Source organism: Citrobacter sp. CF971 (assembly GCF_006385635.1).
Classification (GTDB): domain Bacteria; phylum Pseudomonadota; class Gammaproteobacteria; order Enterobacterales; family Enterobacteriaceae; genus Citrobacter; species Citrobacter freundii.
On the sequence record NZ_CP041051.1, the window covers coordinates 2152349 to 2173807 of the forward strand.

Genomic DNA, 21459 nt, shown 5'->3' on the forward strand with positions numbered 1-21459 from the left:
TGCTCCCTTCCCGCTGTAAGGGCAGCGGGAGATGTGCGTTAAATGGGGGGATTAGCGGCTGAGATGTTCGATAAGGGCCGGAACAACTTTGTAGATGTCGCCTACCAGGCCGTAATCGGCATAATTGAAAATAGGGGCTTTCTTGTCTTTGTTGATAGCAACAATGACTTTCGCGCCGTTACCACCGACCATATGCTGAATTTGTCCTGAAATGCCCAACGTCAGATAAAGGTCTGACTTCAGTAACACACCAGAAACGCCAATGTAGCGTTCGCGCTCCATCCAGTTTTCGCCTTCGGCGATCGGGCGTGAACAGCCCACTTCTGCCCCCAGTACCGATGCCAACTGATGCACCATCTGCAGATCATGTTGCGCAACCAGGCCGCGACCCACGCCAACCACACGTTTGGCTTTACTGAGGTCTACGCTGCTCACGGATTTAGCGCGACGTTCCTGGCACATAATTTCATGAAGCGGTGCGATGTAAGCTGCTGGGACAACAGGGCAGTTGTGCGAGGCGTTTTCTGCTACGGGTTCAAGCAGGCCAGGGGCAAGAGTGATAATTGCCAGCGCGCTTTTGATTTTTTCTTTGCCGAATGCCAGCCCACCATACATTCGGTGCTCTGCGAACACTGTGCCATCCTCAAGAGTCACCGATATTGCGTCGTTCACCATCGCGGCATTGAGTTGGATGCTTAACCGTGCCCCAAGTGATTTCGCGCGCTTTGTGGCTGGCATCAACAGCATTCCGGCGTGTTCTTGCATCAGCGCCGCGATGGTTTCGGCGTAATTTTCTACACGCTGTAAACCGGAGGGGGCTTCGAGCACGATTATTTCATCGGCACCCAGAGGTTTAACCTGATTAGCCTGTTCGCTGCCTTGTACAATAAGATGGACATACTCACCCCACTGACGCGCGCCGGTCATTAATTCTGCATAGCGTTCTACGTTATCGCTGAACACCCATACGTTAGCTAATTTACTCATGACAATTTCTCTCCGTTGAGCTTAGTTCAGGGCTTTTTTCAGGTGTTCAGCCAGTTCGGCAATGGCTTCAGCCGAGTCATTTTCCAGAATGATATGCTTACGTTCCGTTTGTGGCGGTACGGTGAGGCTTACCAGTTCCGCTAACGGTGACGCAGGCGTCCAGCCAATATTGCTGGCTTGCCATGGTGTGACGGGCTTTTTACCCGCGCCGAGAATGGCTTTCATTGAGGGAATACGCGGCGTGTTGATATCCGAGGTTACGCAGAGTACGGCGGGGAGCGGCAGGTCAATCACTTCAACCTCGTCTTCCAGCACGCGCTCAACCACAATGCGGTCGCCGTTACGTTGGATGTTGCTGACGGCGTTAATCACCGGGAGTTGCAACAGTTCGCCAACCAGTAAGCCAACCTGTTGGGCATAGATATCCCCCGATCCTTCTCCGAACAGCATCAGGTCGAAATTCATATTTTTGGCCGCGCAGGCCAGCGCCTGAGCGGTGTCGCGGGGCAATGAATGCTCCAATTGCGGATCCTGCACCATGAACAAACTGTCCGGTCCACGTGACAGCACGTCTTTACGCACTTTGGAATTTTGCAGTAGCGATCCGCCCACGGTTAAAGCGACGATTTCATCACCCTCCGCACTCAGTTGCGCCGCGGCCTCAATCGCATTCAGATCAAACTGGCTGATTTTGGCATCGGCCCGGTCAAAGTTAAGCGAATGCTGTGGGGTAACAACAATGTCCTGTTCTTCAGGCACCAACTTAAAGCAGGTTATTATTTTCATGGCATCTCCAGTCATCCACAGTAGGGAAAATTAACTGAAAATAGTTTGCGGCAGAGAGGGGACAGTTTTCGACGGGGCAATCTGTTTTCATTCCCAACAATCTTGCAAAAAAAAAGTGCTGCGGGAATGCTTGTTTTATAAACGAGAGCTCGGCCTTGTGTACTGAAGAGAAAAAAGAGCAAACAAACCAGGGAAGGATAATTGCGAAATGCATCATGTTTTTTATCGTTTTTACGCTTAATTTGTTTCTGATATGTAAATTGTTAATGTTGAATTAATAACATTTATTCTTTTCGTTTTTTATCAAACGGAAATAAACGTGGAAAACAACGCAATGAGGCAGGAGGTATCATCTTGCAGTCGACGCAAATAATTTTGTTTCGCCAGCAAGGAATAACGTTGTATAACGTTATTATCGTTTTCACTTTTCGATATTCATTATTCACAAAATTACTGCCTTTAGGTGGAGGTTGTCATGTATCAACGCTGCTTTGATAATGCCATTGAGACCCTTTTTGAGCAGGGGAAAACGCCGAGATTTTCCCGATTCGTCATTAGCGATGATCCTAACTGGGAGTCCGGACATCATGTTCATGATAATGAAACGGAGCTTATCTATGTTAAAAAGGGGGTTGCAAGATTAATCATCGACTCTTCGCTGTATGTCGCGCATGCCGGGGACATTGTGGTGATTGAGCAAGGGCGATTGCATGCGGTTGCATCTGATAGCAGCGCACCTGCTACCACTTACACCTGCGCACTCTACGGTTTCCGGTTTAACAGTTGGCAGGACAATCAGCTATTGCAGATGCACTCGTGTCCGGTCATTAGCGTCAGCCAGGGTAAAGAGGTTATTAAGAGTATTTTTAATGAGCTGGGGGTGATGCTCCCGCAGAGCAAGAACAACCTGACGTCTTCCGCTTATGACGCATTCGCGTATGCATTAACCGTGTTATATTACGAAAACTTTAAAAATGCTTACCGCTCTGAACAGGGATATATTAAAAAAGATGTCTTAATTAAAGATGTATTGGTCTATTTAAATAACAACTTCCGCGAAAAAATTACTCTCGAACAGTTATCTAAAAAATTCCGCGCCAGCGTGAGCTATATCTGCCATGAATTTACCCGCGAGTATCGTATATCACCCATCAATTATGTTATTCAACGGCGAATGACAGAAGCGAAATTTTCCCTGACCAATACGGAGGCCTCGTTGGCGGAAATTTCGTGGCGGGTAGGGTATGAAAACGTCGATCATTTTGCCAAACTTTTTCAGCGGCATGTGGGGTGTACTCCCAGCGATTATCGTAAGCAGTTTAAAAATAACCTTGCTGAGCAGGAATGCTTGATGCCTGAAGTTTGATTCTCCCGCACCGTCCCGGATAGCGTATCTGCGCTATCCGGTCAGTTATACCGCTTACTTATTCTGATAATCCTTTAGGATTTGGCGACCCGCGACGTAAATCATGATTTCATCGGTACCACCGCCAATGCGCTCACAGCGGACATCGCGCCAGAATCGGGATACGCGTGCTTCATCGGTGTAACCCAGTCCGCCCATGATCTGAATTGCGTCGTCAATCACTTCCATTGCCGTACGTGCACAATACAGTTTTGCCAGTGCCGCACTGGTTCGCAGCGACTGTTCCTGATCGGCCTGCCAGGCGACCTTCAGCACCATATTGCGCATGTTTTCAATTTTGATTGCCATCAGCGCCAGTTTTTCCTGGATCATCTGGTTATGACCGATCGGCTTACCAAATGCGATGCGCTGGTTAGCGTAGCGGGCGGCATCTTCGAAGGCGCATTCGGCAAAACCCGTGCTGCGCGCGGCGTTGATCAGGCGTTCCATTTCGAAGTTGTACATTACGTTGAGGAAGCCCATGCCTTCTTCGCCGACCATATCGCTTTCGTCCACTTCAACGTCATCAAGATAGACTTCGCAGGTGCTTAACATGTGCCAGCCGATTTTATGCAGCGGGTTAACCTTAATGCCCGGTTTCTTAGAATCCACCCACCACAACGTAAAGGCTTTCTTCGGATCTTTCGGCTCCGGGTCGCGAGCCAGTACCAGCATGTATGGATACTCTTTAGCGCCAGTGATAAACGTTTTTTGCCCGTTGAGATACACCTTGCCATTTTTGCGGGTGTAGCTGGTGGTGGCACTATTATTATCGGAGCCTGCTCCCGGCTCGGTTAATGCCAGCGCATACGCCGGATCGCCCGTTTCCATGGTGCTTTCTGCTGTTTTACGCAGCTGCTCGGCGGAGCCAAAACGTCGCATGCTGTGGATGCACTGACCGTTAGTGATCAAAAAAGCGGGCGCGCCACATTTTGACACTTCCATCAGCGCCAGCATCTGGGTGACGTAATCAGCCGGTATGCCGCCAAACTCTTCCGGAACGCCCAGCATCGAAATGCCGTTGTCCGCAAGGGCTCGCATAAATTCCTTCGGATAAGTCGCCGTCTGATCGCAGGTACGGAAATACTCCTCCGGGAAATTGCTGGTAATCAGCTCACGAATGCTGGCAAGCAACAGTTCTTGTTCTTCAGTTAATGAAAAGTCCATCAGGGTACTCCTTTTAATTGGCTGCGTCGGGTAATACAAAGCCCATCGAGGCATCGATAAATAATCTTTCGTCCATCAATTTCAGGTCTGGGGAAATAATCGGTGTGAAATCCATTTTGTCCAGGATGTCTTCCTGTAAAGAGACTCCCGGTGCAATTTCGATTAAATGAAGACCATCTGCTTTTAACGTAAATACAGCGCGTTCAGTGATGTAACGCACATCAAGTCCACGTTCGAGGGCAATTTTTCCGCTGAAAGTCACTTCAGGTAATTCATTAACGAATTTTTTCACCCGACCTTCCTGCACGATATTTAACTTACCGTCCGCAACTTCCGTTTTCAGACTTCCGGCAGTTAACGTGCCGCAGAAAATAATTTTTTTGGAAGTGGCGCTAATATCGATAAAACCGCCGGTACCCATGATTTTGCCATTGAATTTGTGTACGCCGACGTTGCCGTGGCGATCCACTTCGGCAAAACTTAAATAGCACACATCCAGCCCGCCACCGTGATAGAAGTCAAACTGGGACGTCATATCCAGAATGGCGCGAGTGTTGACGTTGGCACCGAAAGCAATGCCTTGAGAGGTGATGCCGCCAATCGGACCCGTTTCGACTGTCAGAATAAAATCGTCAGCACAGCCTTCTTCGCGCGCGACGAGACCAATGCCATCGGCAATACCTACGCCAACGTTGCCGACCGCACCTTTGCGCATTTCAAACAGGGCGCGTCGGGCCACCAGTTTACGCTGATTGAGCGGCAGGGCAGTTTGTTGGCTGTCATCGAGCACAAAATCGCCAGAGATAAAGCGGTTAACCGGCGCACCACCGTACAGTTGCGTTTGGTCGGGGTCGATGACCACAATATCGACCAGATAGCCGGGAATACGTACCGACTTCGGATGCAAAGTGGCTTTCTTCACCATTTTTTGCACCTGCATCATAACGATGCCGCCGTTATTGTGTACGGCCTGGGCAATCACCAGCGCATCAAGATACATAACTTCATCTTCAAAGGTGGCATAGCCTTCGCTGTCACAGGTGGTGGCGCGAATAAAGGCGATGTTTGGCGCAATGGCTTTGTAATACAGGTACTCTTTGTTATCAATTTCCACCAATTTGATCAGATCTTCGGTGGTCACTTCATTCAGCTTACCGCCCTGTTGGCGAGGGTCAACAAATGTACCGATGCCGATATCACTGAGGATCCCTGGCTGGTGGGCTGCCGATGCACGCAGGGTTTGGGTTAATACGCCCTGAGGATAGTTATAGGCGGCAATTTTATTTTGTTCCGCCAGGTCGGAGATTCGTGGTGATTGTCCCCAGTGTCCGCATAATGCCCATTTGACTAAGCCTTCCTGTGCCAGCGGGCTAATTCCCCGGTCGGCACGGTCACCCAGACCTGTAGGGCTAATCAACGCTAGATTTCGTGGTGACTGAGAGTTTTTATATTTTTCAGCCAGCGCGTTAATTAATGTTGTTGCTTCGAGAATACCGCCACCTGCACCTAATACACAAAGAGTTGCTTCATCAGGAATATAATTAACTGCATCTGCTGCGGATAATACGGGTACCCGACCATCTATACGATTTGGTCTTGAAAATTTCATGTGAACTCCAGATTATATGCGTGCGACTACCTGTCGCTATATTCGACAACAATATTGTGAGTTATTTAATAAAGTTTAATCATCGGCCAGATATCCGTGGTTAGACGAATATCTGGGGTAGGGCATTACTGATATTAATATGGATATATCTGTAATTAAGCCTGATGCAATATTGTCAATACAGTACGCAGGTCGGTGACCGAAATTTGTCCTGGAGCGGAGGCTTTTTTTACTGCCCCAAAGGTTGCCGCTGAACCGAAAACTTCACCAGACAGACGTGAAATCACCCCTGTTTTAGCCATCGACATGGTGATTATCGGGCGATCGGCATAGCGTTCTTGCATTTCCAGCGTGGCGCTAAGCAGCGTCAGAACATCCGCTTTATTTTGCGGCATCAAGGCAATTTTGGGGATGTCTGCGCCTAGTTCCTGCATTTTACGCAGGCGCTGGACAATCTCTTCTGCAGCTGGTGTCTTATGAAAATCGTGATTGGACATAATCACAAAGACATTTTTCGCGTGCGCATGCTCGACGGTCGCTTTGACCAGTTCGTCTCCGGTAAACAGTTCCAGATCGATCATATCCACCAGACCGCTGTCTACCGCCGCGCGGTTAAGTGCAATATAGTTTTCGACAGACAGTGCCTGTTCACCGCCTTCTTTGGCGCTGCGGAAGGTGAAAAGTAGCGGTTTGTCCGCTATCACATCGCGGATGGCGCGAGCCGCTTCCAGCACGGCATCTGTGGAAGAGACATCGCCGAAATGGTCAACGCGCCATTCCAGAATGTCGAAATCCGCTTCGCGATAGGCCAGCGCTTCGCTTTTTACCGTTGCGATGTCTATACCCATCAGCGACACAATGATCTTCGGCGCACCATCGCCAATAACGAGATTTCTTACGGTTACGGTTTTCATTGATTACCCTTTAACTATTCTACAAATGCTTGCCCGTCAGGCGGCAAAACCCATAACCTGTTTCACATACTCCAGCGGGAAATCTTTCCCGGTCCAGAGCTTGAACTGTTCAGCCCCTTGCCATAACAACATGCCGTAACCATCAATTGTTTTGCAACCAGCACTTTGTGCCTGCTGCAATAATTTGGTCATATGCGGGTTGTAGACGCATTCGGTTACCAGCAGTTCCGGACGTAGCAGGGAAGCGTCGGTCACGAGAGATTCATTTTCCAGCGGCTTCATGCCGACTTTTGTTCCGTTGGTTAAAATATCCGCGCTGGCAAGTGCGTCAGCAAAAGCCTGGCGATCTGCGAGATCGATAACAGTGACCACGCAGTCGGTGTTTTCATTGACGCGTTTGGCAAACTCCTGCGCTTTGGCAAAAAACTCATCCTGGCGGTTAAAGAGTTTAATTTCTTTGATGCCTTCAATCGCTGCCTGTGCACCAATGGCTGTCGACGCACCGCCTGCGCCCAACAGTACCATGGTTTTACCTTTGATATCGAAACCACTTTCCTTAATTGCACGAATATGACCCGTGCCATCGGTATTGTAACCACGCAGGTAACCATCATCATTGACGATAGTATTAATTGCACCGACCAGTTTGGCGGCAGGTGTTAATTCATCAACATATTCACATGCTAGCTGCTTGTTGGGCATTGAGACCCCTGTACCACGCATCTTTAAGGCCTTCAGCCCGGCAATTGCATTAGCAAACGTTGAGTTATCGACTTCAAATGCCATATAAGTGAATGGCAATCCCGCTTTTTCTAATGCCTTATTTTGCATTTCAGGTGACAGACTGTGTCTGATAGGGTAGGCCATCAAACCAATTAGTTCATATTTAGCTGTTACGTCCATTTGATACTCCTTCTAAACAATTTATTGAAAATAACGTTCGCCCAACCGCACATCATTTTTGGGGATATCAAATACGCGGTAGTAACGAATAAAGACGATGATGGCGGTGATGAAGGCCAGCAGAGCAAATGCAAAGTCCAGCAAAATGATGTACTGCAGACCAATGTTAGAGAGGTATCCGGTGATTAATGGGATAATAAAGTTGGCTACGCCACCCATCATCATATAAATACTGGTGACTTTGGCTTTGCTCTTGGGAAAGAATTCAGACATCACCGAGACACCGAGCTGTAAAATACCGCCAGCGGCAGAGAATCCAATGAGAAATGAACCGACGTTACACACCAGCGGAGAGGGATATAAGTAGATGACGGCTGCGGTGATGGTTGCCAGCCCGGCGTTAAACACATTTGCCCAAATAGGTCGAACCCATTTTTTTAACAGAGCGGCAAAAATAAATACGCAGACCAATGATCCCATACTGTAGTAAGAGATTGTCTTCAGTGCGTCAGATTCTGCCATGCCGGCAAAGGCCATCGCATATTTGGGCATCCAGACTACGATGACGTAAAAAGTCGAAAAGGCAGCAACACCAAACATGACGGATGCCACACCTTCCAGCCAGACCAACGGTTTACTGTTCATCTGTGGCAGATCTTTCGCGATGCCAGCATCCACCATCTGGCCAGGGAAGCGACTTCTTAGCAGCATCAAGGTAATGACGACAAACAACGCACCCGGGATAATGACCGCATAACCGTACCAGATATGGTTGAGCAGCATGGTGCTGACGACGATGGGGTAGATCATCTGCCCAAACGAGACCATAGCTTTCACCAGGATAACGGCTGAGCCAGAGGCTTTAGGGAAGCATTCCATTAACGCCGGGTACCCGCCGGTATCCAGTGCCGAGTTTGCCACGCCAACGCAAACGGCCAGAATAAAGGCAATCATCAGATTAGGGCTGGCGGGAATACCGAAGAAGAACAGTATATAAAGAATAGCGCCTAACAGAATGATAGCCCGACGACCAAATTTATCTGAGAGCACGCCAAAGAATAAGATGCTCACCAGTCGCCCCAGACCAATGCCTGAAATCAAATAGGCAATTCCTGCATTGTCGGTGGAAAACTTTTCTGCAAGAGAGGTCATATTTTGCGCCAGTGTAATGACGCTAATGCCGTGTAGGAAATAACTTAAATAAATACAGATTATCGCCAAAAGAAATGGCGTATTAAAGGTCTTGCTTTGAGACATTTTCACAACTCCTTGCGGATTTTAAAATTGTTCTGTGCTCGTCGATATTGTTTAAATTGCGGCGACCTTGTAATTAATATACTGGGCGGCAGCCACAGAACCTACATAGCATGGCGTTTAAGTTACCAGGTATATTGCATAACACACTGTGAAATCGAACTCTGCCAGCCAGTGTTTTGCTGATGTTTTAAAACTGAAGTCAATTATTTTGCAGAAGAGGGGAACAATATTGCATCCACGCTTATTTTACGGCTTGTATCATCTTTAGCTGATGTTTTGACGTGATGTGGCTGCGATAACCAATAAACAACGCCAACAGGAATCCAACAGCGGCTATGCCAGTATCAAACCACATGATGTGAGCAATACTGGTTTCAGAGAGTTTTGCTGTTATCAATGGAATGGTGAAGGTCGCAATGCTGCCCGCGCTGTAGTAAATACCGGTCGCTTTGCCCTTCGCATGCGGAAAGCGTGCGGCCATCAGCGTTAAACCGATTTGCACAACGCCCCCTGCGGAAGAAAAACCGATGACAAACGCAAAGATAATGACAACGATAGGTGTCGGATGCAGACAAACCATCAGCAGTGCGACAAATGAGATAAACGTATACAGCATCAGCATCGATGTCGCGCGTTCTGCTTTTCGCGCCAGCGGGGCGGTGATCAGCACGCACAGTAGAGAGCCGCAGGTATAAATGCTTAACAGTTTGATAGATAACGTATAGGGCATTCCGGCGACAAACTGTCCGTATTGCGCCAGCCACTGGCTTACCAGGTAAAATGTCGCCATTGCGATGTAGCCGTACAGGGTGTAACTGGCAAGGTCGAGCAGGGAGCAACGATGTTCAGGTTGTCCGGTTTCCCGTTCAGCCGGTTGAGCCCGGATGACGGTATGAGGCCCGGGATGTGGCGGAAACCGACAGCGAAATAAAAACACACCGTTGAGTATCATAACGGTTGCCGCCAGCAGGAAGGACCAGCCAAACCAGATTTCGGCCCATACCAGCAGACTGATAATCATTGGCAGCAGGAACTGACCGCTGGAGACGAAGGCTTTTATCAAAATATTGGCCGTGCTGGGTGAACGGGGGAATGCCTCCATCAGGCTGGGATAGGTTCCGGCATCGAGAAAACTGTTTGCCATTCCCGCTAAAAAACCAAAAGCATAGGCAAGAAAAATACTGTGAGTATTTATGATGCCAATAAAGAAAATCAGGTAGCAGGTCATACCAAGGATAATAAATGGTCTGCGACCATAGCGAACGGAAAGCATCCCTGCTACTAATAAAACGCTTAAGCGGCCGATACCGAGTGAGGAAATAACAATCGAGACGCCCGCGGTATTGGTTTGCCACTGTTGTTCCAGTGAAGACATATTGAGGCTCATCAGAATGACCCCCATGCCGTGCACCAGGTAATTTAGGTACAGCCCTATCGCAGTGGAGAAATAGGTGTTTTTCATAATGTGTTACTCAGCGAAGAGGCTAAATAGGTATGGCGTTGCGATCTCTTAACACATACGCTCGAGATCGTGAGCATAGAGTTCAACAGCTGCCGACTGATAGATTTTCCAGTCGAGAAAACCATCGTGGTGATAAACCGCCTGAAAAGCGTTCAGATCGGGGAAAAAACGCATGGTGTTATTACCAATGCGGTTATTTATTTTGTCGATAATTGCATTAATTCTTAACTTCCTCTTGGCTTTCATTTCTGAACAAATGCGGACAATGTCGTCTGGAATTTCTCTTTCACCCTTTTCCCATTGTTGCCAGGCGACAACATTGTCATCGCGCGCGATATACCTGGCGCTTTCTTCCACCGTCATAGCAAAAATATGGCGGATCGCCTGTAGCTCTAATGCGTTCATTATTTGGTCGCTTCATAAAAGACGGTGGAATAGTAATAACATTGCTGTGGATATTTCGGCTTGAAGAGAGTCACAGTATTTTGGGTGATGCTGCCAACTTACTGATTTAGTGTATGATGGTGTTTTTGAGGTGCTCCAGTGGCTTCTGTTTCTATCAGCTGTCCCTCCTGTTCAGCTACTGACGGGGTGGTGCGTAACGGCAAAAGCACCGCCGGACATCAGCGCTATCTCTGCTCTCACTGCCGTAAAACATGGCAACTGCAGTTCACTTACACCGCTTCTCAACCCGGTACGCACCAGAAAATCATTGATATGGCCATGAATGGCGTTGGATGCCGGGCAACTGCCCGCATTATGGGCGTTGGCCTCAACACGATTTTACGTCACTTAAAAAACTCAGGCCGCAGTCGGTAACCTCGCGCATACAGCCGGGCAGTGACGTCATCGTCTGCGCGGAAATGGACGAACAGTGGGGATACGTCGGGGCTAAATCGCGCCAGCGCTGGCTGTTTTACGCGTATGACAGGCTCCGGAAGACGGTTGTTGCGCACGTATTCGGTGAACGCACTATGGCGACGCTGGGGCGTCTTATGAGCCTGCTGTCACCCTTTGACGTGGTGATATGGATGACGGATGGCTGGCCGCTGTATGAATCCCGCCTGAAGGGAAAGCTGCACGTAATCAGCAAGCGATATACGCAGCGAATTGAGCGGCATAACCTGAATCTGAGGCAGCACCTGGCACGGCTGGGACGGAAGTCGCTGTCGTTCTCAAAATCGGTGGAGCTGCATGACAAAGTCATCGGGCATTATCTGAACATAAAACACTATCAACAAGTTGGAGTCATTACCGTATTTTGTGCAATATTATTTGGTCCTTGACGGGGAAGATAATGTGTTGGTGCGTTAAGGTTGGTGGAGTGGCGTGCGAAGGACAAAAAAAAGCCCATCGTGGGAGATGGGCAAAGACTACACACAGCAATTCGTTGTTTCACTCAGGGGATTTCCATGCTTATAAATCAATGTGTTGATCTAAAGCCATGGGCTAATAGTAGGCATACTGATTTTTTACGTCGATCAGATTCATCTCAATAGTTTAAAAACTGTAAAGAATTTGCGACACAAATGAGTATTGAAAGAGGGACGAAGTTGGTTCTAATCCCGTAAGAGGGAGATTGATTAGTATTGTTAAATAATCAGGCGGCGTTGCCGCCTGATGTTGGATTACTTATTGCGTTCGATTTCAGCAATTTCTTCGAGGATTTCATCCGGATTGGTACCTGGCGCAGGGGCTTCGTTTACCCAGGCGGAGAACAGACGCCAGGAAACGGCCAGCACTACTGGACCGATAAACAGACCAATCATGCCGAAGGCAATCAATCCGCCGATGACTCCGGAGAGAATCAGGAGCAGTGGCAAATCGGCACCCATGCGAATCAGCATCGGTCGAATCACGTTATCCAGTGTTCCGACCACGCCGCTCCACACCAGCAACACGGTGCCCCAGGTTGAATCCCCCGTCCAGTATAGCCAGATAATGGCCGGAATCAGTACCGGTAGCGGCCCCAGTTGCACCAGACATGACAGGATCATCAATACCGCCAGCAGTGTGGCATACGGCACACCGGTTACCGCCAGACCAATACCCCCGAGCACTGCCTGTACCAGAGCGGTGACCACAACGCCTAATGCGACGGCGCGAATGGCTTGTGCTGCCAGCAGAATGGCAGCATCTCCACGTTTTGAGGCAAGACGGCAGGCGAAGTGACGAATACCTAATGCGACTTGTTCACCGCGCCAGTACAACAGGGCACTGAACAGCAGCATCAGGCCACAGTGCATCATAAAGCGGCCGATATGCGCGGCCTGACCGACGAACCAGGTGGTGGTGGTGCCGATATAAGGACGAACCTTGGCCATAATCGCCGAACCGCCCATATCCAGTAAGCTGTGCCATGCGCCATACATTTTGGCACCCACCAGTGGAATGCTGTTCAACCATGCCAGATCCGGTAGTGTCATATCACCTGCGGTTACGGCATGGATCAGCGGCCCACTGCCATCGACGATGCTGTTAACCAGCAGCGCGATGGGGATGATGAACAACAGCACCAGCAACAGCGTCATCACCAGTACGGCAAGTGAACGGCGTCCCCAGAGCAATTTTTGTAAGCGTAGCAGGATAGGCCAGGTTGCAATGACAATCGTGCCTGCCCAGGCAAAACCGAGGATAAAGGGCTGAACAATCCAGAGACAGGCCACAATCAGGATGGCTAAAAACAGCACCGATAGCAGCACTTGTGCAATATCCCTGGGCTGACGGAAATTTACCATAAATACTTTTCACCTTTGTCTTTGCGCCAGAACGTTGACGCGACGTGAATACTTAAATCACACCCTGTAATGATGAGCAATTTCAGCGGTTTTGAACAGGCGGATTCTGCCTGTAAATCTGCTGAGCGTATTAGAAAAAAATGTGATACAACAAACAAAGCAACACGCAAACGATTAAATTCACAACACAGACCGCAGGAAAGGGTCACTATAATGATTCCACAAATTTCTCAGGCACCAGGTGTCGTTCAACTGGTGCTCAACTTTTTGCAGGCGCTGGAGCAGCAAGGATTTACGGGCGATACGGCAACGAGCTATGCCGATCGTCTAACAATGTCGACGGATAACAGTATTTATCAGCTGCTACCTGATGCTGTCGTTTTCCCTCGTTCAACCGCAGATGTGGCGCTAATCGCCCGTCTGGCGGCAGAACCGCTTTTCTCGTCGTTGATTTTTACCCCGCGCGGCGGCGGCACCGGGACCAACGGTCAGGCGCTGAACCAGGGCATTATTGTTGATATGTCCCGCTATATGAGCCGCATTATTGAAATCAACCCGCAAGAAGGTTGGGTGCGGGTAGAAGCCGGGGTGATAAAAGATCAGCTCAACCAGTTTCTGAAGCCTTACGGCTATTTCTTTGCCCCGGAATTATCCACCAGTAACCGGGCAACGCTCGGCGGGATGATCAACACCGATGCGTCCGGGCAAGGATCGTTGGTTTACGGTAAAACTTCCGATCATGTGTTGGGCATCCGTGCGGTGCTGATGGGCGGTGATATTCTTGATACTCAGCCAATGCCGATCGAGCTTGCCGAAATGCTGGGGAAAAGCAATACCACCATTGGCCGCATCTATAAGACCGTTTATGAACGTTGTCGTGATAACCGACAGCTGATCATGGATAAATTCCCGAAACTTAATCGCTTCCTGACCGGGTACGATCTACGGCACGTCTTTAACGATGAGATGACCGAATTTGATTTAACCCGCATTCTCACCGGCTCTGAAGGTACGCTGGCGTTTATCACCGAAGCCCGTCTGGATATCACGCCGCTGCCAAAAGTCAGACAACTGGTTAACGTCAAGTACGACTCTTTCGACTCGGCGTTGCGTAATGCGCCGGTGATGGTGGAAGCACGCGCATTGTCGGTAGAAACTGTTGACTCCAAAGTACTCAATCTGGCGCGGGAAGATATCGTCTGGCACTCGGTAAGTGAATTGATTACCGATGTACCTGATAAAGAGATGCTGGGTCTGAACATTGTAGAGTTTGCCGGTGACGACGAAGTATTGATTAATTCGCAGGTCAGCGCACTGTGTGAACGTCTGGATGGCTTAATCGCTCGTCAGGAAGCGGGTGTCATTGGCTGGCAGCTGTGTACCGAACTGGCGGGAGTCGAACGAATTTACGCCATGCGCAAAAAGGCAGTCGGTCTGCTGGGCAATGCAAAAGGTTCCGCGAAGCCAATTCCGTTCGCCGAGGATACCTGCGTTCCGCCGGAGCATCTGGCGGACTATATTGCCGAGTTCCGCGCGCTACTCGACAGCCACGCCCTGAGTTACGGCATGTTTGGTCACGTAGACGCAGGCGTGCTGCATGTCAGACCGGCGTTGGATATGTGTGACCCGCAGCAGGAAGTGCTGATGAAACGCATTTCTGATGATGTTGTGGCGCTGACGGCGAAATATGGCGGTTTGCTGTGGGGCGAGCATGGGAAAGGTTTTCGTGCAGAATATAGCCCGGCGTTCTTCGGCGAGGAGCTGTATCGCGAACTGCGCAAAGTGAAATCGGTGTTTGATCCGCAAAACCGGCTGAATCCTGGGAAAATCTGTCCACCGGAAGACGTAGATGCGCCGATGATGAAAGTGGACGCGGTGAAACGCGGAACGTATGACCGTCAGATCCCTCTGGCCGTACGCCAGGAGTGGCGCGGGGCAATGGAGTGTAACGGCAACGGGTTATGCTTTAACTTCGATGCGAAAAGCCCTATGTGTCCGTCGATGAAAATCAGCCTCAACCGTATTCATTCGCCAAAAGGGCGAGCCACGTTAGTGCGTGAATGGCTGCGTTTGTTAGCGGATCGCGGGATTGACCCAATACAGCTGGAAAAAGAGCTACCGGAAAAACGCGCCAGTTTACGTTCGCTGATTGCCCGTACCCGCAACAGCTGGCATGCGCGCAAGGGTGAATACGATTTCTCACACGAAGTAAAAGAGGCGATGTCAGGTTGCCTGGCGTGTAAAGCCTGTTCCACCCAGTGTCCAATTAAAATTGATGTACCGGAGTTCCGTTCGCGCTTCCTCCAGCTGTACCACACGCGTTATCTGCGCCCGTTGCGCGATCACATGGTGGCGACCGTTGAGAGCTATGCGCCGTTAATGGCACGAGCGCCCAAAACGTTTAACTTCTTCATCAACCAGCCGCTGGTGCGAAACCTGGCTAAAAAGCACATTGGAATGGTTGATTTACCTCTGTTGTCTGCACCGTCGCTGCAACGCCAACTGGTGGGGCATCGCTCCGCCAATATGACGTTGGAACAGCTCGAATTACTCAGTCTTGAGCAAAAAGCCCGTACGGTGCTGGTGGTGCAGGACCCTTTCACCAGCTATTACGATGCGCAGGTGGTTGCTGACTTTATACGTCTGGTAGAGAAGCTGGGCATGCAGCCGGTACTGCTGCCGTTTTCGCCAAACGGCAAGGCGCAGCACATTAAAGGCTTCTTAAACCGTTTTGCTAAAACGGCGAAAAAGACATCCGAGTTTCTTAACCGGGTAGCGAAGCTGAATATTCCGATGGTGGGTGTTGATCCGGCGCTGGTGCTTTGTTATCGCGATGAATACAAGATGGTGCTGGGTGAACAACGGGGGGATTTCCATGTGTTGCTAGCCAACGAATGGTTATCGAAAGCTGTGGAAGCACAGCAGCCAGTCGCTGTTGGCGGTGAACCGTGGTATTTCTTTGGTCACTGTACCGAAGTGACGGCCTTGCCGGGCGCGCCTGCACAGTGGGCGGCTATTTTTGCTCGCTTTGGCGCAAAGCTGGAGAACGTCAGCGTGGGATGCTGTGGTATGGCTGGCACCTACGGCCACGAAGTGAAGAATCACCAAAACTCATTGGGGATCTATGAGTTATCATGGCACCAGGCAATGCAACGATTGCCACGTAACCGTTGTCTGGCTACCGGGTACTCCTGTCGCAGTCAGGTTAAACGCGTTGAAGGTACGGGCGTTCGCCACCCATTACAGGCACTGCTGGAGATTATAGGATGATCTGGAAACGTGAAGTCACACTCGAGGCGCTCAATGCCATGGGTGAAGGAAATATGGTTGGGCTGCTCGATATTCGTTTTGTGCACATTGGTGACGATACGCTGGAAGCTACAATGCCGGTGGACCATCGCACCAAACAACCCTTTGGGTTGCTGCACGGCGGCGCATCCGTGGTGCTGGCGGAAAGTATTGGTTCAGTAGCGGGATACCTGTGTACTCAGGGTGAGCAGAAAGTGGTGGGCCTGGAGATCAACGCCAACCATATCCGTTCTGCGCGGGAAGGGCACGTCAGGGGCGTATGTCGCGCGTTACATACCGGCTCTCGTCACCAGGTTTGGCAAATAGAGATCTTCGATGAGCAGGGACGATTGTGCTGTACTTCGCGTCTGACGACCGCAATTTTGTGATGCATATTGCTTTTGGTCATTATCTGCACAGGGAATGGTGTTATACTGTGCAGGTTTTGAACACAAGCGAGGATGATATGTCTACCCAATTAGACCCTGCCCAACTGGCAATAGAATTTTTACGTCGTGATAAAACCGATCTTTCACCGGCTCAGTACCTGAAAAGGCTGAAACAGCTCGAACTGGAGTTTGCTGATTTACTGGCGCTCTCCTCGATGGAACTGAAAGAAGAGATCTATTTTGCCTGGCGCATGGGCGTTCATTGATTCCGGTATGCTTATCGTAACGAAACCCCGACACGTGTTCGGGGTTATTTTTGCCTTAAATCTTCATTACCACTTCATCTCACCGCTGTTAACCTTCGCACTTAGTTCCAGCGAGCTTGCGTCTGCCAGACCTGGCCATGCTGCCGTCATGGTTTTAATCACATAATCCGATCCTTTCTTCGCCCCTAACACCTGCTCAAACGACTGCAAATAGTCCTGGGTGAAGCGAATAGCTTTATCGCCGGTTGGGCGTTCGCCAATGTAATGACCCGGGACCACTTGAGTGGGCTGTAAGCTCTGCATTTCGCTCAGTACGTTACGCCATGTACTACGCTGTTCTTCAGATTGTGTATCCGCCGTCCAGACGTGAATACCTGAAGCCACGCCTGTGCCGCCAATAATGGCCCGATTCGCCGGGATCCAGATATACGCTGCATAATCGTTGGAGTGACGCAGTTCCAGCGGTTCACCATCAACCGTGAACTGCGTTTGCGTCGTCGCCTGCGGAACGGTGAGCGATGTTGGCGCGCCGTCCTTCATTTGCGGGCCCCAGAATTGCAGTTTGGCCTCTTTGGTGGCGCGGATATGGTCTACCACCTGCGGTGTTGCCAGAACTTTTACCTGTGGGAAAGCGTTGACGATAGGTTGCAGACCGAAATAGAAATCCGGATCGCCGGAAGTGATCACGATAGCCTTCAGCGTTTTACCGCTGGCGCGAATCATCTGCACCAGCTGTTCGCCATCTTTGGTGCTGAACTGGGCGTCAAACAAAATCGCCTCTTTGGGGCCAGACACCAGCGTCGAAGAGACCGGGAAAATACCCTTCTCCTGCGGATTATAGACGTCCAGCTGTAGCGGTGCGGCGAAAGCTGAAGACGCAAACAGAGGTAACAGCAGGGCCAGAGATTTAACTTTCATACCAGGTAACCTTATGCAGGGAATTGTCTTTTGATAGTTCCCGTATTTTAAGCATATTCGTATCTGTTAGAATTCCCTCATTAGGACATGCTGAGTTTCATAAAACGATCGGATGGGATGCAATGGACAGAGTGATGGCGGCAATGGTATTTAATCATATCTGTGATTTGGGCAGTCTGAGCGCCGCTGCACGTGCATTGGGGCTTTCCCGTCCGATGGTCAGTCGTTACCTCGACGAGATGGAGAAATGGGCAGGCGCAAGGCTTATTCATCGCTCATCGCGTCGCTTAACGATCACGCCAGCGGGTGAAGAGGCATTACTGAAAACGCGTTCTCTGGCGCAACTTTCGCTGGATATTGGTGCCGCCAGTGGCGCGCAAATTCCCTCAGGCACGCTACGTGTGGCCTGCGCCCATTTTACCGCCATGCATATTCTTGCTCCGGTTCTGCCGGCGTTTATGGAGCAATATCCGCAATTACGTATTGAGGTGGAGATCAATAATCAACCGGTAAGCCTTGTGGGGGAACGCATCGATGTGGCGATCCGCATAACGGATAATCCCGAGCCAGGAACCATCGCCCGTCGGTTGGGCGACTGTAAATCGGTACTTTGCGCGTCCGCAGATTATCTGCATCAACATGGCACGCCTGAGACAGTCGACGATCTCACTCGGCACAATTGCCTCTATTACAGCGGGTTTGCTGGTAAATCCTGGCACTTTCAGGATGTCTACGGCCAGGATGTCGCCGTTGCGATTAAAGGGAACTTGAGCGCCGGAATCTCTTCGCTGCTCTGCGAGTCGGCGGTGGCAGGAATGGGAATCGCGTTGGTGCCAGAACTGGAAGCGCAGGAAGGGCTGGCGCAGGGAGCGTTAATTCGATTACTGCCAGAACTTCAACCTAAATGCTTGCCAATTTATGGTTTATACCTTTCTCGGGAGCATCAGCCTGCGGGGCTACGTTTGCTGCTGGATGCGCTTAGTGGGGCGGCGCAATGCTAAAAAGGTAGCTAAACGTGCTCACAAAATAGTCAAACCGCAATTTGTGTTAAAAAAAACTTATCGGTGTATGAGATTCTTCTTATCGCCCCTTCAAGAGCTAAGCCATCGTGAGTGCCGGAGATAAGCGCCGGATGGGGCCGGAACCCTTAAGCCTGCCAGCAAGCAGACTTAAGGGTTTTTTGTCATTAGCATATTATTTGAATAGTTGTTTTCCCTGTTTTTATCCCTACCTATCCCTTAAATAGACATTATCTATACATCTTTTAATCTTTGACCTGCCTGAACGATTAGATTTCTATAATCCATTATTAATCAATGCATTGAACAAATAATTCCATTCCTGTAAACCCTCGCTGCAGGGTCTATGCTTAGTAAAAGTAGTCAAAAAGGGCGGTTAACCCGAATGCCCCTGCTGTTGAGGGGTTGAAGTGATAATCATTATCACTAACATGTTGTTATAGCTTAAAAGCTAGTGACTCGAGGTAACCCTATGGAATTGCATTCAGGAACATTTAACCCGGACGATTTTGCCTGGCGTGGACTGACGTTAACACCTGCGGCTGCGGCGCATATCCGTGAACTGGTGGCAAAGCAACCCGACATGTTGGGCGTACGCCTGGGCGTGAAGCAAACGGGATGCGCGGGATTCGGCTACGTGCTGGATACCGTGCGCGAGGCCCAAAAAGACGATCTCCTGTTTGAAACGGATGGCGCCAGACTGTATGTGCCTTTACAGGCGATGCCGTTCATCGACGGCACAGAAGTCGATTTCGTTCGCGAAGGATTAAATCAGTTATTTAAATTTCATAACCCGAAAGCCCAGAACGAATGCGGCTGTGGCGAAAGTTTTGGGGTATAGGCGGTACTATGTCTCGTAATACTGAAGCAACTGACGATGTCAACACCTGGGCTGGCGGGCACCTTAATTACAAAGAGGGCTTCTTCACCCAACTGCAAACCGATGAGCTGGCGAAAGGGATCAACGAAGAGGTCGTGCGCGCGATTTCGGCAAAACGTAATGAACCCGATTGGATGCTGGAATTCCGCCTGAATGCCTTTCGGGCATGGCTGACCATGGAAGAGCCGCACTGGCTAAAAGCGCACTACGACAAGCTGAATTACCAGGAGTATAGCTATTATTCCGCACCGTCCTGCGGTAACTGCGATGAAACCTGCGCATCTGAGCCGGGAGCGGTGCAGCAAACGGGGGCGAATGCGTTTTTAAGCAAAGAGGTTGAGGATGCCTTTGAACAGCTTGGCGTACCGGTCCGTGAAGGCAAAGAGGTGGCGGTTGATGCTATTTTTGACTCGGTATCGGTGGCGACCACCTATCGCGACAAACTGGCGGAACAGGGCATTATTTTCTGTTCGTTCGGTGAGGCGATTCACGATCATCCTGAGCTGGTAAAACAATATCTGGGCACCGTGGTTCCAGGTAATGACAACTTCTTTGCCGCGCTGAATGCAGCGGTGGCATCTGACGGTACGTTTATTTATGTACCGAAAGGCGTGCGTTGCCCCATGGAACTGTCGACCTATTTCCGTATCAATGCAGAAAAAACCGGGCAGTTTGAACGCACCATTCTGGTCGCGGATGAGGGCAGCTACGTCAGCTATATCGAGGGCTGTTCGGCTCCGGTGCGCGACAGCTACCAGCTGCATGCCGCGGTGGTAGAAGTCATCATCCACAAAGATGCCGAAGTGAAATACTCGACGGTGCAAAACTGGTTCCCCGGGGATGGTAACACCGGCGGCATTTTGAACTTCGTCACCAAGCGCGCTCTGTGCGAAGGTGAAAACAGCAAAATGTCGTGGACGCAGTCGGAAACCGGCTCGGCCATTACCTGGAAATACCCAAGCTGCATTTTGCGTGGCGACAACTCTATCGGCGAATTCTACTCCGTGGCCCTGACAAGTGGTCATCAGCAGGCCGATACAGGCACCAAGATGATCCACATCGGTAAAAACACCAAATCGACCATTATCTCGAAAGGGATCTCCGCTGGACACAGCCAGAACAGCTATCGCGGTTTAGTGAAAATCATGCCGACCGCCACCAACGCCCGCAACTATACCCAATGTGACTCGATGCTGATCGGGGCGGATTGCGGAGCGCACACATTCCCATATGTGGAGTGTCGTAACAACAGCGCCCAGCTCGAGCACGAAGCCACGACGTCGCGCATTGGCGAAGATCAGCTGTTTTACTGCCTGCAGCGCGGTATCAGCGAAGAGGATGCCATTTCGATGATCGTGAATGGTTTCTGTAAAGACGTGTTCTCTGAACTGCCGCTGGAATTTGCCGTGGAAGCGCAAAAACTTCTCGCCATAAGTCTTGAACACAGCGTCGGTTAAAATTTAAGGAAAGC

The 21459-nt window shown here is 50.0% G+C and carries 19 protein-coding genes and 1 other RNA gene; 8 read left to right on the forward strand and 12 right to left on the reverse strand.

Features of this window, described 5'->3' with window-relative positions; genetic code table 11:
• Positions 1-51: 51 nt before the first annotated feature.
• Positions 52-987: an electron transfer flavoprotein subunit alpha gene (locus tag E6P06_RS13845; RefSeq protein WP_139935345.1), complete on the reverse strand. Its 936-nt coding sequence runs from the start codon at positions 985-987 to the stop codon at positions 52-54.
• 21 nt (positions 988-1008) lie between these two features.
• Positions 1009-1773 (reverse strand): electron transfer flavoprotein, encoded by a 765-nt coding sequence (locus E6P06_RS13850; protein ID WP_003843472.1) that lies wholly within the window; start codon positions 1771-1773, stop codon positions 1009-1011.
• 475 nt (positions 1774-2248) lie between these two features.
• Between E6P06_RS13850 and E6P06_RS13855 the strand changes: the two genes are divergently transcribed.
• Positions 2249-3139 (forward strand): AraC family transcriptional regulator, encoded by an 891-nt coding sequence (locus E6P06_RS13855; RefSeq protein WP_003836612.1) that lies wholly within the window; start codon positions 2249-2251, stop codon positions 3137-3139.
• Positions 3140-3193: 54 nt separating this feature from the next.
• Here E6P06_RS13855 and E6P06_RS13860 read toward each other — a convergent pair whose 3' ends face one another.
• The 7 genes from E6P06_RS13860 to E6P06_RS13890 all read right to left on the reverse strand — a co-directional run bounded on the left by E6P06_RS13860 (position 3194) and on the right by E6P06_RS13890 (position 10895).
• Positions 3194-4345 (reverse strand): acyl-CoA dehydrogenase, encoded by a 1152-nt coding sequence (locus E6P06_RS13860; protein WP_003836610.1) that lies wholly within the window; start codon positions 4343-4345, stop codon positions 3194-3196.
• Positions 4346-4358: 13 nt separating this feature from the next.
• Complete coding sequence (locus E6P06_RS13865; protein ID WP_003843475.1) at positions 4359-5954, reverse strand: acyl CoA:acetate/3-ketoacid CoA transferase; 1596 nt, start codon at positions 5952-5954, stop codon at positions 4359-4361.
• A gap of 155 nt (positions 5955-6109) precedes the next feature.
• The gene (aroD, locus tag E6P06_RS13870) at positions 6110-6868 is read right to left on the reverse strand and encodes a type I 3-dehydroquinate dehydratase (RefSeq protein WP_003836605.1); all 759 of its coding nucleotides are present in this window, start codon (positions 6866-6868) and stop codon (positions 6110-6112) included.
• 36 nt (positions 6869-6904) lie between these two features.
• On the reverse strand, positions 6905-7771 hold the full coding sequence (gene ydiB / locus E6P06_RS13875) for a quinate/shikimate dehydrogenase (RefSeq protein ID WP_003836604.1): 867 nt from the start codon (positions 7769-7771) through the stop codon (positions 6905-6907).
• Between the two features lie 21 nt (positions 7772-7792).
• Positions 7793-9028, reverse strand: a complete 1236-nt coding sequence (locus E6P06_RS13880; RefSeq protein WP_003836601.1) for an MFS transporter — start codon at positions 9026-9028, stop codon at positions 7793-7795.
• Positions 9029-9269: 241 nt separating this feature from the next.
• Positions 9270-10490 (reverse strand): MFS transporter, encoded by a 1221-nt coding sequence (locus E6P06_RS13885; protein WP_139935346.1) that lies wholly within the window; start codon positions 10488-10490, stop codon positions 9270-9272.
• 48 nt (positions 10491-10538) lie between these two features.
• On the reverse strand, positions 10539-10895 hold the full coding sequence (locus E6P06_RS13890; RefSeq protein ID WP_003836596.1) for a YdiL family protein: 357 nt from the start codon (positions 10893-10895) through the stop codon (positions 10539-10541).
• Positions 10896-11033: 138 nt separating this feature from the next.
• Between E6P06_RS13890 and E6P06_RS13895 the strand changes: the two genes are divergently transcribed.
• Positions 11034-11776 (forward strand): IS1-like element IS1A family transposase gene (locus E6P06_RS13895; RefSeq protein WP_246862903.1). Its coding sequence is split into 2 segments (ribosomal slippage): positions 11034-11283 and positions 11283-11776, totalling 744 coding nucleotides; the frame shifts between segments, so codons are not numbered across the junction.
• Between the two features lie 52 nt (positions 11777-11828).
• On the opposite strand, the gene rprA is transcribed toward E6P06_RS13895, so the two are convergent.
• An RNA gene (gene rprA, locus E6P06_RS13900) (antisense sRNA RprA) lies at positions 11829-11936 on the reverse strand.
• Between the two features lie 182 nt (positions 11937-12118).
• Positions 12119-13228 carry an AI-2E family transporter YdiK gene (gene ydiK, locus E6P06_RS13905; protein WP_003030544.1) on the reverse strand — a complete coding sequence of 370 codons (1110 nt, stop codon included), beginning with the start codon at positions 13226-13228 and terminating at the stop codon, positions 12119-12121.
• 213 nt (positions 13229-13441) lie between these two features.
• Here ydiK and E6P06_RS13910 point away from each other — a divergent pair, with 213 nt between their 5' ends.
• From E6P06_RS13910 to E6P06_RS13920, 3 genes are all read left to right on the forward strand, one after another.
• A complete protein-coding gene (locus E6P06_RS13910) occupies positions 13442-16498 on the forward strand; it encodes an FAD-binding and (Fe-S)-binding domain-containing protein (protein WP_003836595.1) in 3057 nt (1018 codons plus the stop codon).
• Positions 16495-16905, forward strand: coding sequence for a 1,4-dihydroxy-2-naphthoyl-CoA hydrolase (menI, locus tag E6P06_RS13915; protein ID WP_003030541.1), 411 nt, complete (start codon positions 16495-16497; stop codon positions 16903-16905). Before E6P06_RS13910 ends, menI begins: the two co-directional genes overlap by 4 nt.
• A 77-nt stretch (positions 16906-16982) precedes the next feature.
• Entirely contained in the window at positions 16983-17171 is a 189-nt protein-coding gene (locus tag E6P06_RS13920; protein WP_003836591.1) for a YdiH family protein, read from the forward strand.
• 66 nt (positions 17172-17237) lie between these two features.
• On the opposite strand, the gene E6P06_RS13925 is transcribed toward E6P06_RS13920, so the two are convergent.
• Positions 17238-18089, reverse strand: a complete 852-nt coding sequence (locus E6P06_RS13925) for a Vmh family MBL fold metallo-hydrolase (RefSeq protein WP_048216518.1) — start codon at positions 18087-18089, stop codon at positions 17238-17240.
• A gap of 122 nt (positions 18090-18211) precedes the next feature.
• Between E6P06_RS13925 and E6P06_RS13930 the strand changes: the two genes are divergently transcribed.
• From E6P06_RS13930 to sufB, 3 genes are all read left to right on the forward strand, one after another.
• Positions 18212-19090: a LysR family transcriptional regulator gene (locus E6P06_RS13930; protein ID WP_139935347.1), complete on the forward strand. Its 879-nt coding sequence runs from the start codon at positions 18212-18214 to the stop codon at positions 19088-19090.
• Positions 19091-19580: 490 nt separating this feature from the next.
• Positions 19581-19949 carry a Fe-S cluster assembly scaffold SufA gene (gene sufA / locus E6P06_RS13935; protein WP_003029385.1) on the forward strand — a complete coding sequence of 123 codons (369 nt, stop codon included), beginning with the start codon at positions 19581-19583 and terminating at the stop codon, positions 19947-19949.
• 8 nt (positions 19950-19957) lie between these two features.
• Positions 19958-21445 carry a Fe-S cluster assembly protein SufB gene (sufB, locus tag E6P06_RS13940; RefSeq protein ID WP_003836585.1) on the forward strand — a complete coding sequence of 496 codons (1488 nt, stop codon included), beginning with the start codon at positions 19958-19960 and terminating at the stop codon, positions 21443-21445.
• Positions 21446-21459 lie beyond the last annotated feature (14 nt).

Bases quoted from the DNA above. Each gene is read 5' to 3' on its own strand.
- E6P06_RS13845 (WP_139935345.1), bottom strand. From the start codon at position 987: ATGAGTAAATTAGCTAACGTATGGGTGTTCAGCGATAACGTAGAACGC.
- E6P06_RS13850 (WP_003843472.1), bottom strand. From the start codon at position 1,773: ATGAAAATAATAACCTGCTTTAAGTTGGTGCCTGAAGAACAGGACATT.
- E6P06_RS13855 (WP_003836612.1), top strand. From the start codon at position 2,249: ATGTATCAACGCTGCTTTGATAATGCCATTGAGACCCTTTTTGAGCAG.
- E6P06_RS13860 (WP_003836610.1), bottom strand. From the start codon at position 4,345: ATGGACTTTTCATTAACTGAAGAACAAGAACTGTTGCTTGCCAGCATT.
- E6P06_RS13865 (WP_003843475.1), bottom strand. From the start codon at position 5,954: ATGAAATTTTCAAGACCAAATCGTATAGATGGTCGGGTACCCGTATTA.
- aroD (WP_003836605.1), bottom strand. From the start codon at position 6,868: ATGAAAACCGTAACCGTAAGAAATCTCGTTATTGGCGATGGTGCGCCG.
- ydiB (WP_003836604.1), bottom strand. From the start codon at position 7,771: ATGGACGTAACAGCTAAATATGAACTAATTGGTTTGATGGCCTACCCT.
- E6P06_RS13880 (WP_003836601.1), bottom strand. From the start codon at position 9,028: ATGTCTCAAAGCAAGACCTTTAATACGCCATTTCTTTTGGCGATAATC.
- E6P06_RS13885 (WP_139935346.1), bottom strand. From the start codon at position 10,490: ATGAAAAACACCTATTTCTCCACTGCGATAGGGCTGTACCTAAATTAC.
- E6P06_RS13890 (WP_003836596.1), bottom strand. From the start codon at position 10,895: ATGAACGCATTAGAGCTACAGGCGATCCGCCATATTTTTGCTATGACG.
- ydiK (WP_003030544.1), bottom strand. From the start codon at position 13,228: ATGGTAAATTTCCGTCAGCCCAGGGATATTGCACAAGTGCTGCTATCG.
- E6P06_RS13910 (WP_003836595.1), top strand. From the start codon at position 13,442: ATGATTCCACAAATTTCTCAGGCACCAGGTGTCGTTCAACTGGTGCTC.
- menI (WP_003030541.1), top strand. From the start codon at position 16,495: ATGATCTGGAAACGTGAAGTCACACTCGAGGCGCTCAATGCCATGGGT.
- E6P06_RS13920 (WP_003836591.1), top strand. From the start codon at position 16,983: ATGTCTACCCAATTAGACCCTGCCCAACTGGCAATAGAATTTTTACGT.
- E6P06_RS13925 (WP_048216518.1), bottom strand. From the start codon at position 18,089: ATGAAAGTTAAATCTCTGGCCCTGCTGTTACCTCTGTTTGCGTCTTCA.
- E6P06_RS13930 (WP_139935347.1), top strand. From the start codon at position 18,212: ATGGACAGAGTGATGGCGGCAATGGTATTTAATCATATCTGTGATTTG.
- sufA (WP_003029385.1), top strand. From the start codon at position 19,581: ATGGAATTGCATTCAGGAACATTTAACCCGGACGATTTTGCCTGGCGT.
- sufB (WP_003836585.1), top strand. From the start codon at position 19,958: ATGTCTCGTAATACTGAAGCAACTGACGATGTCAACACCTGGGCTGGC.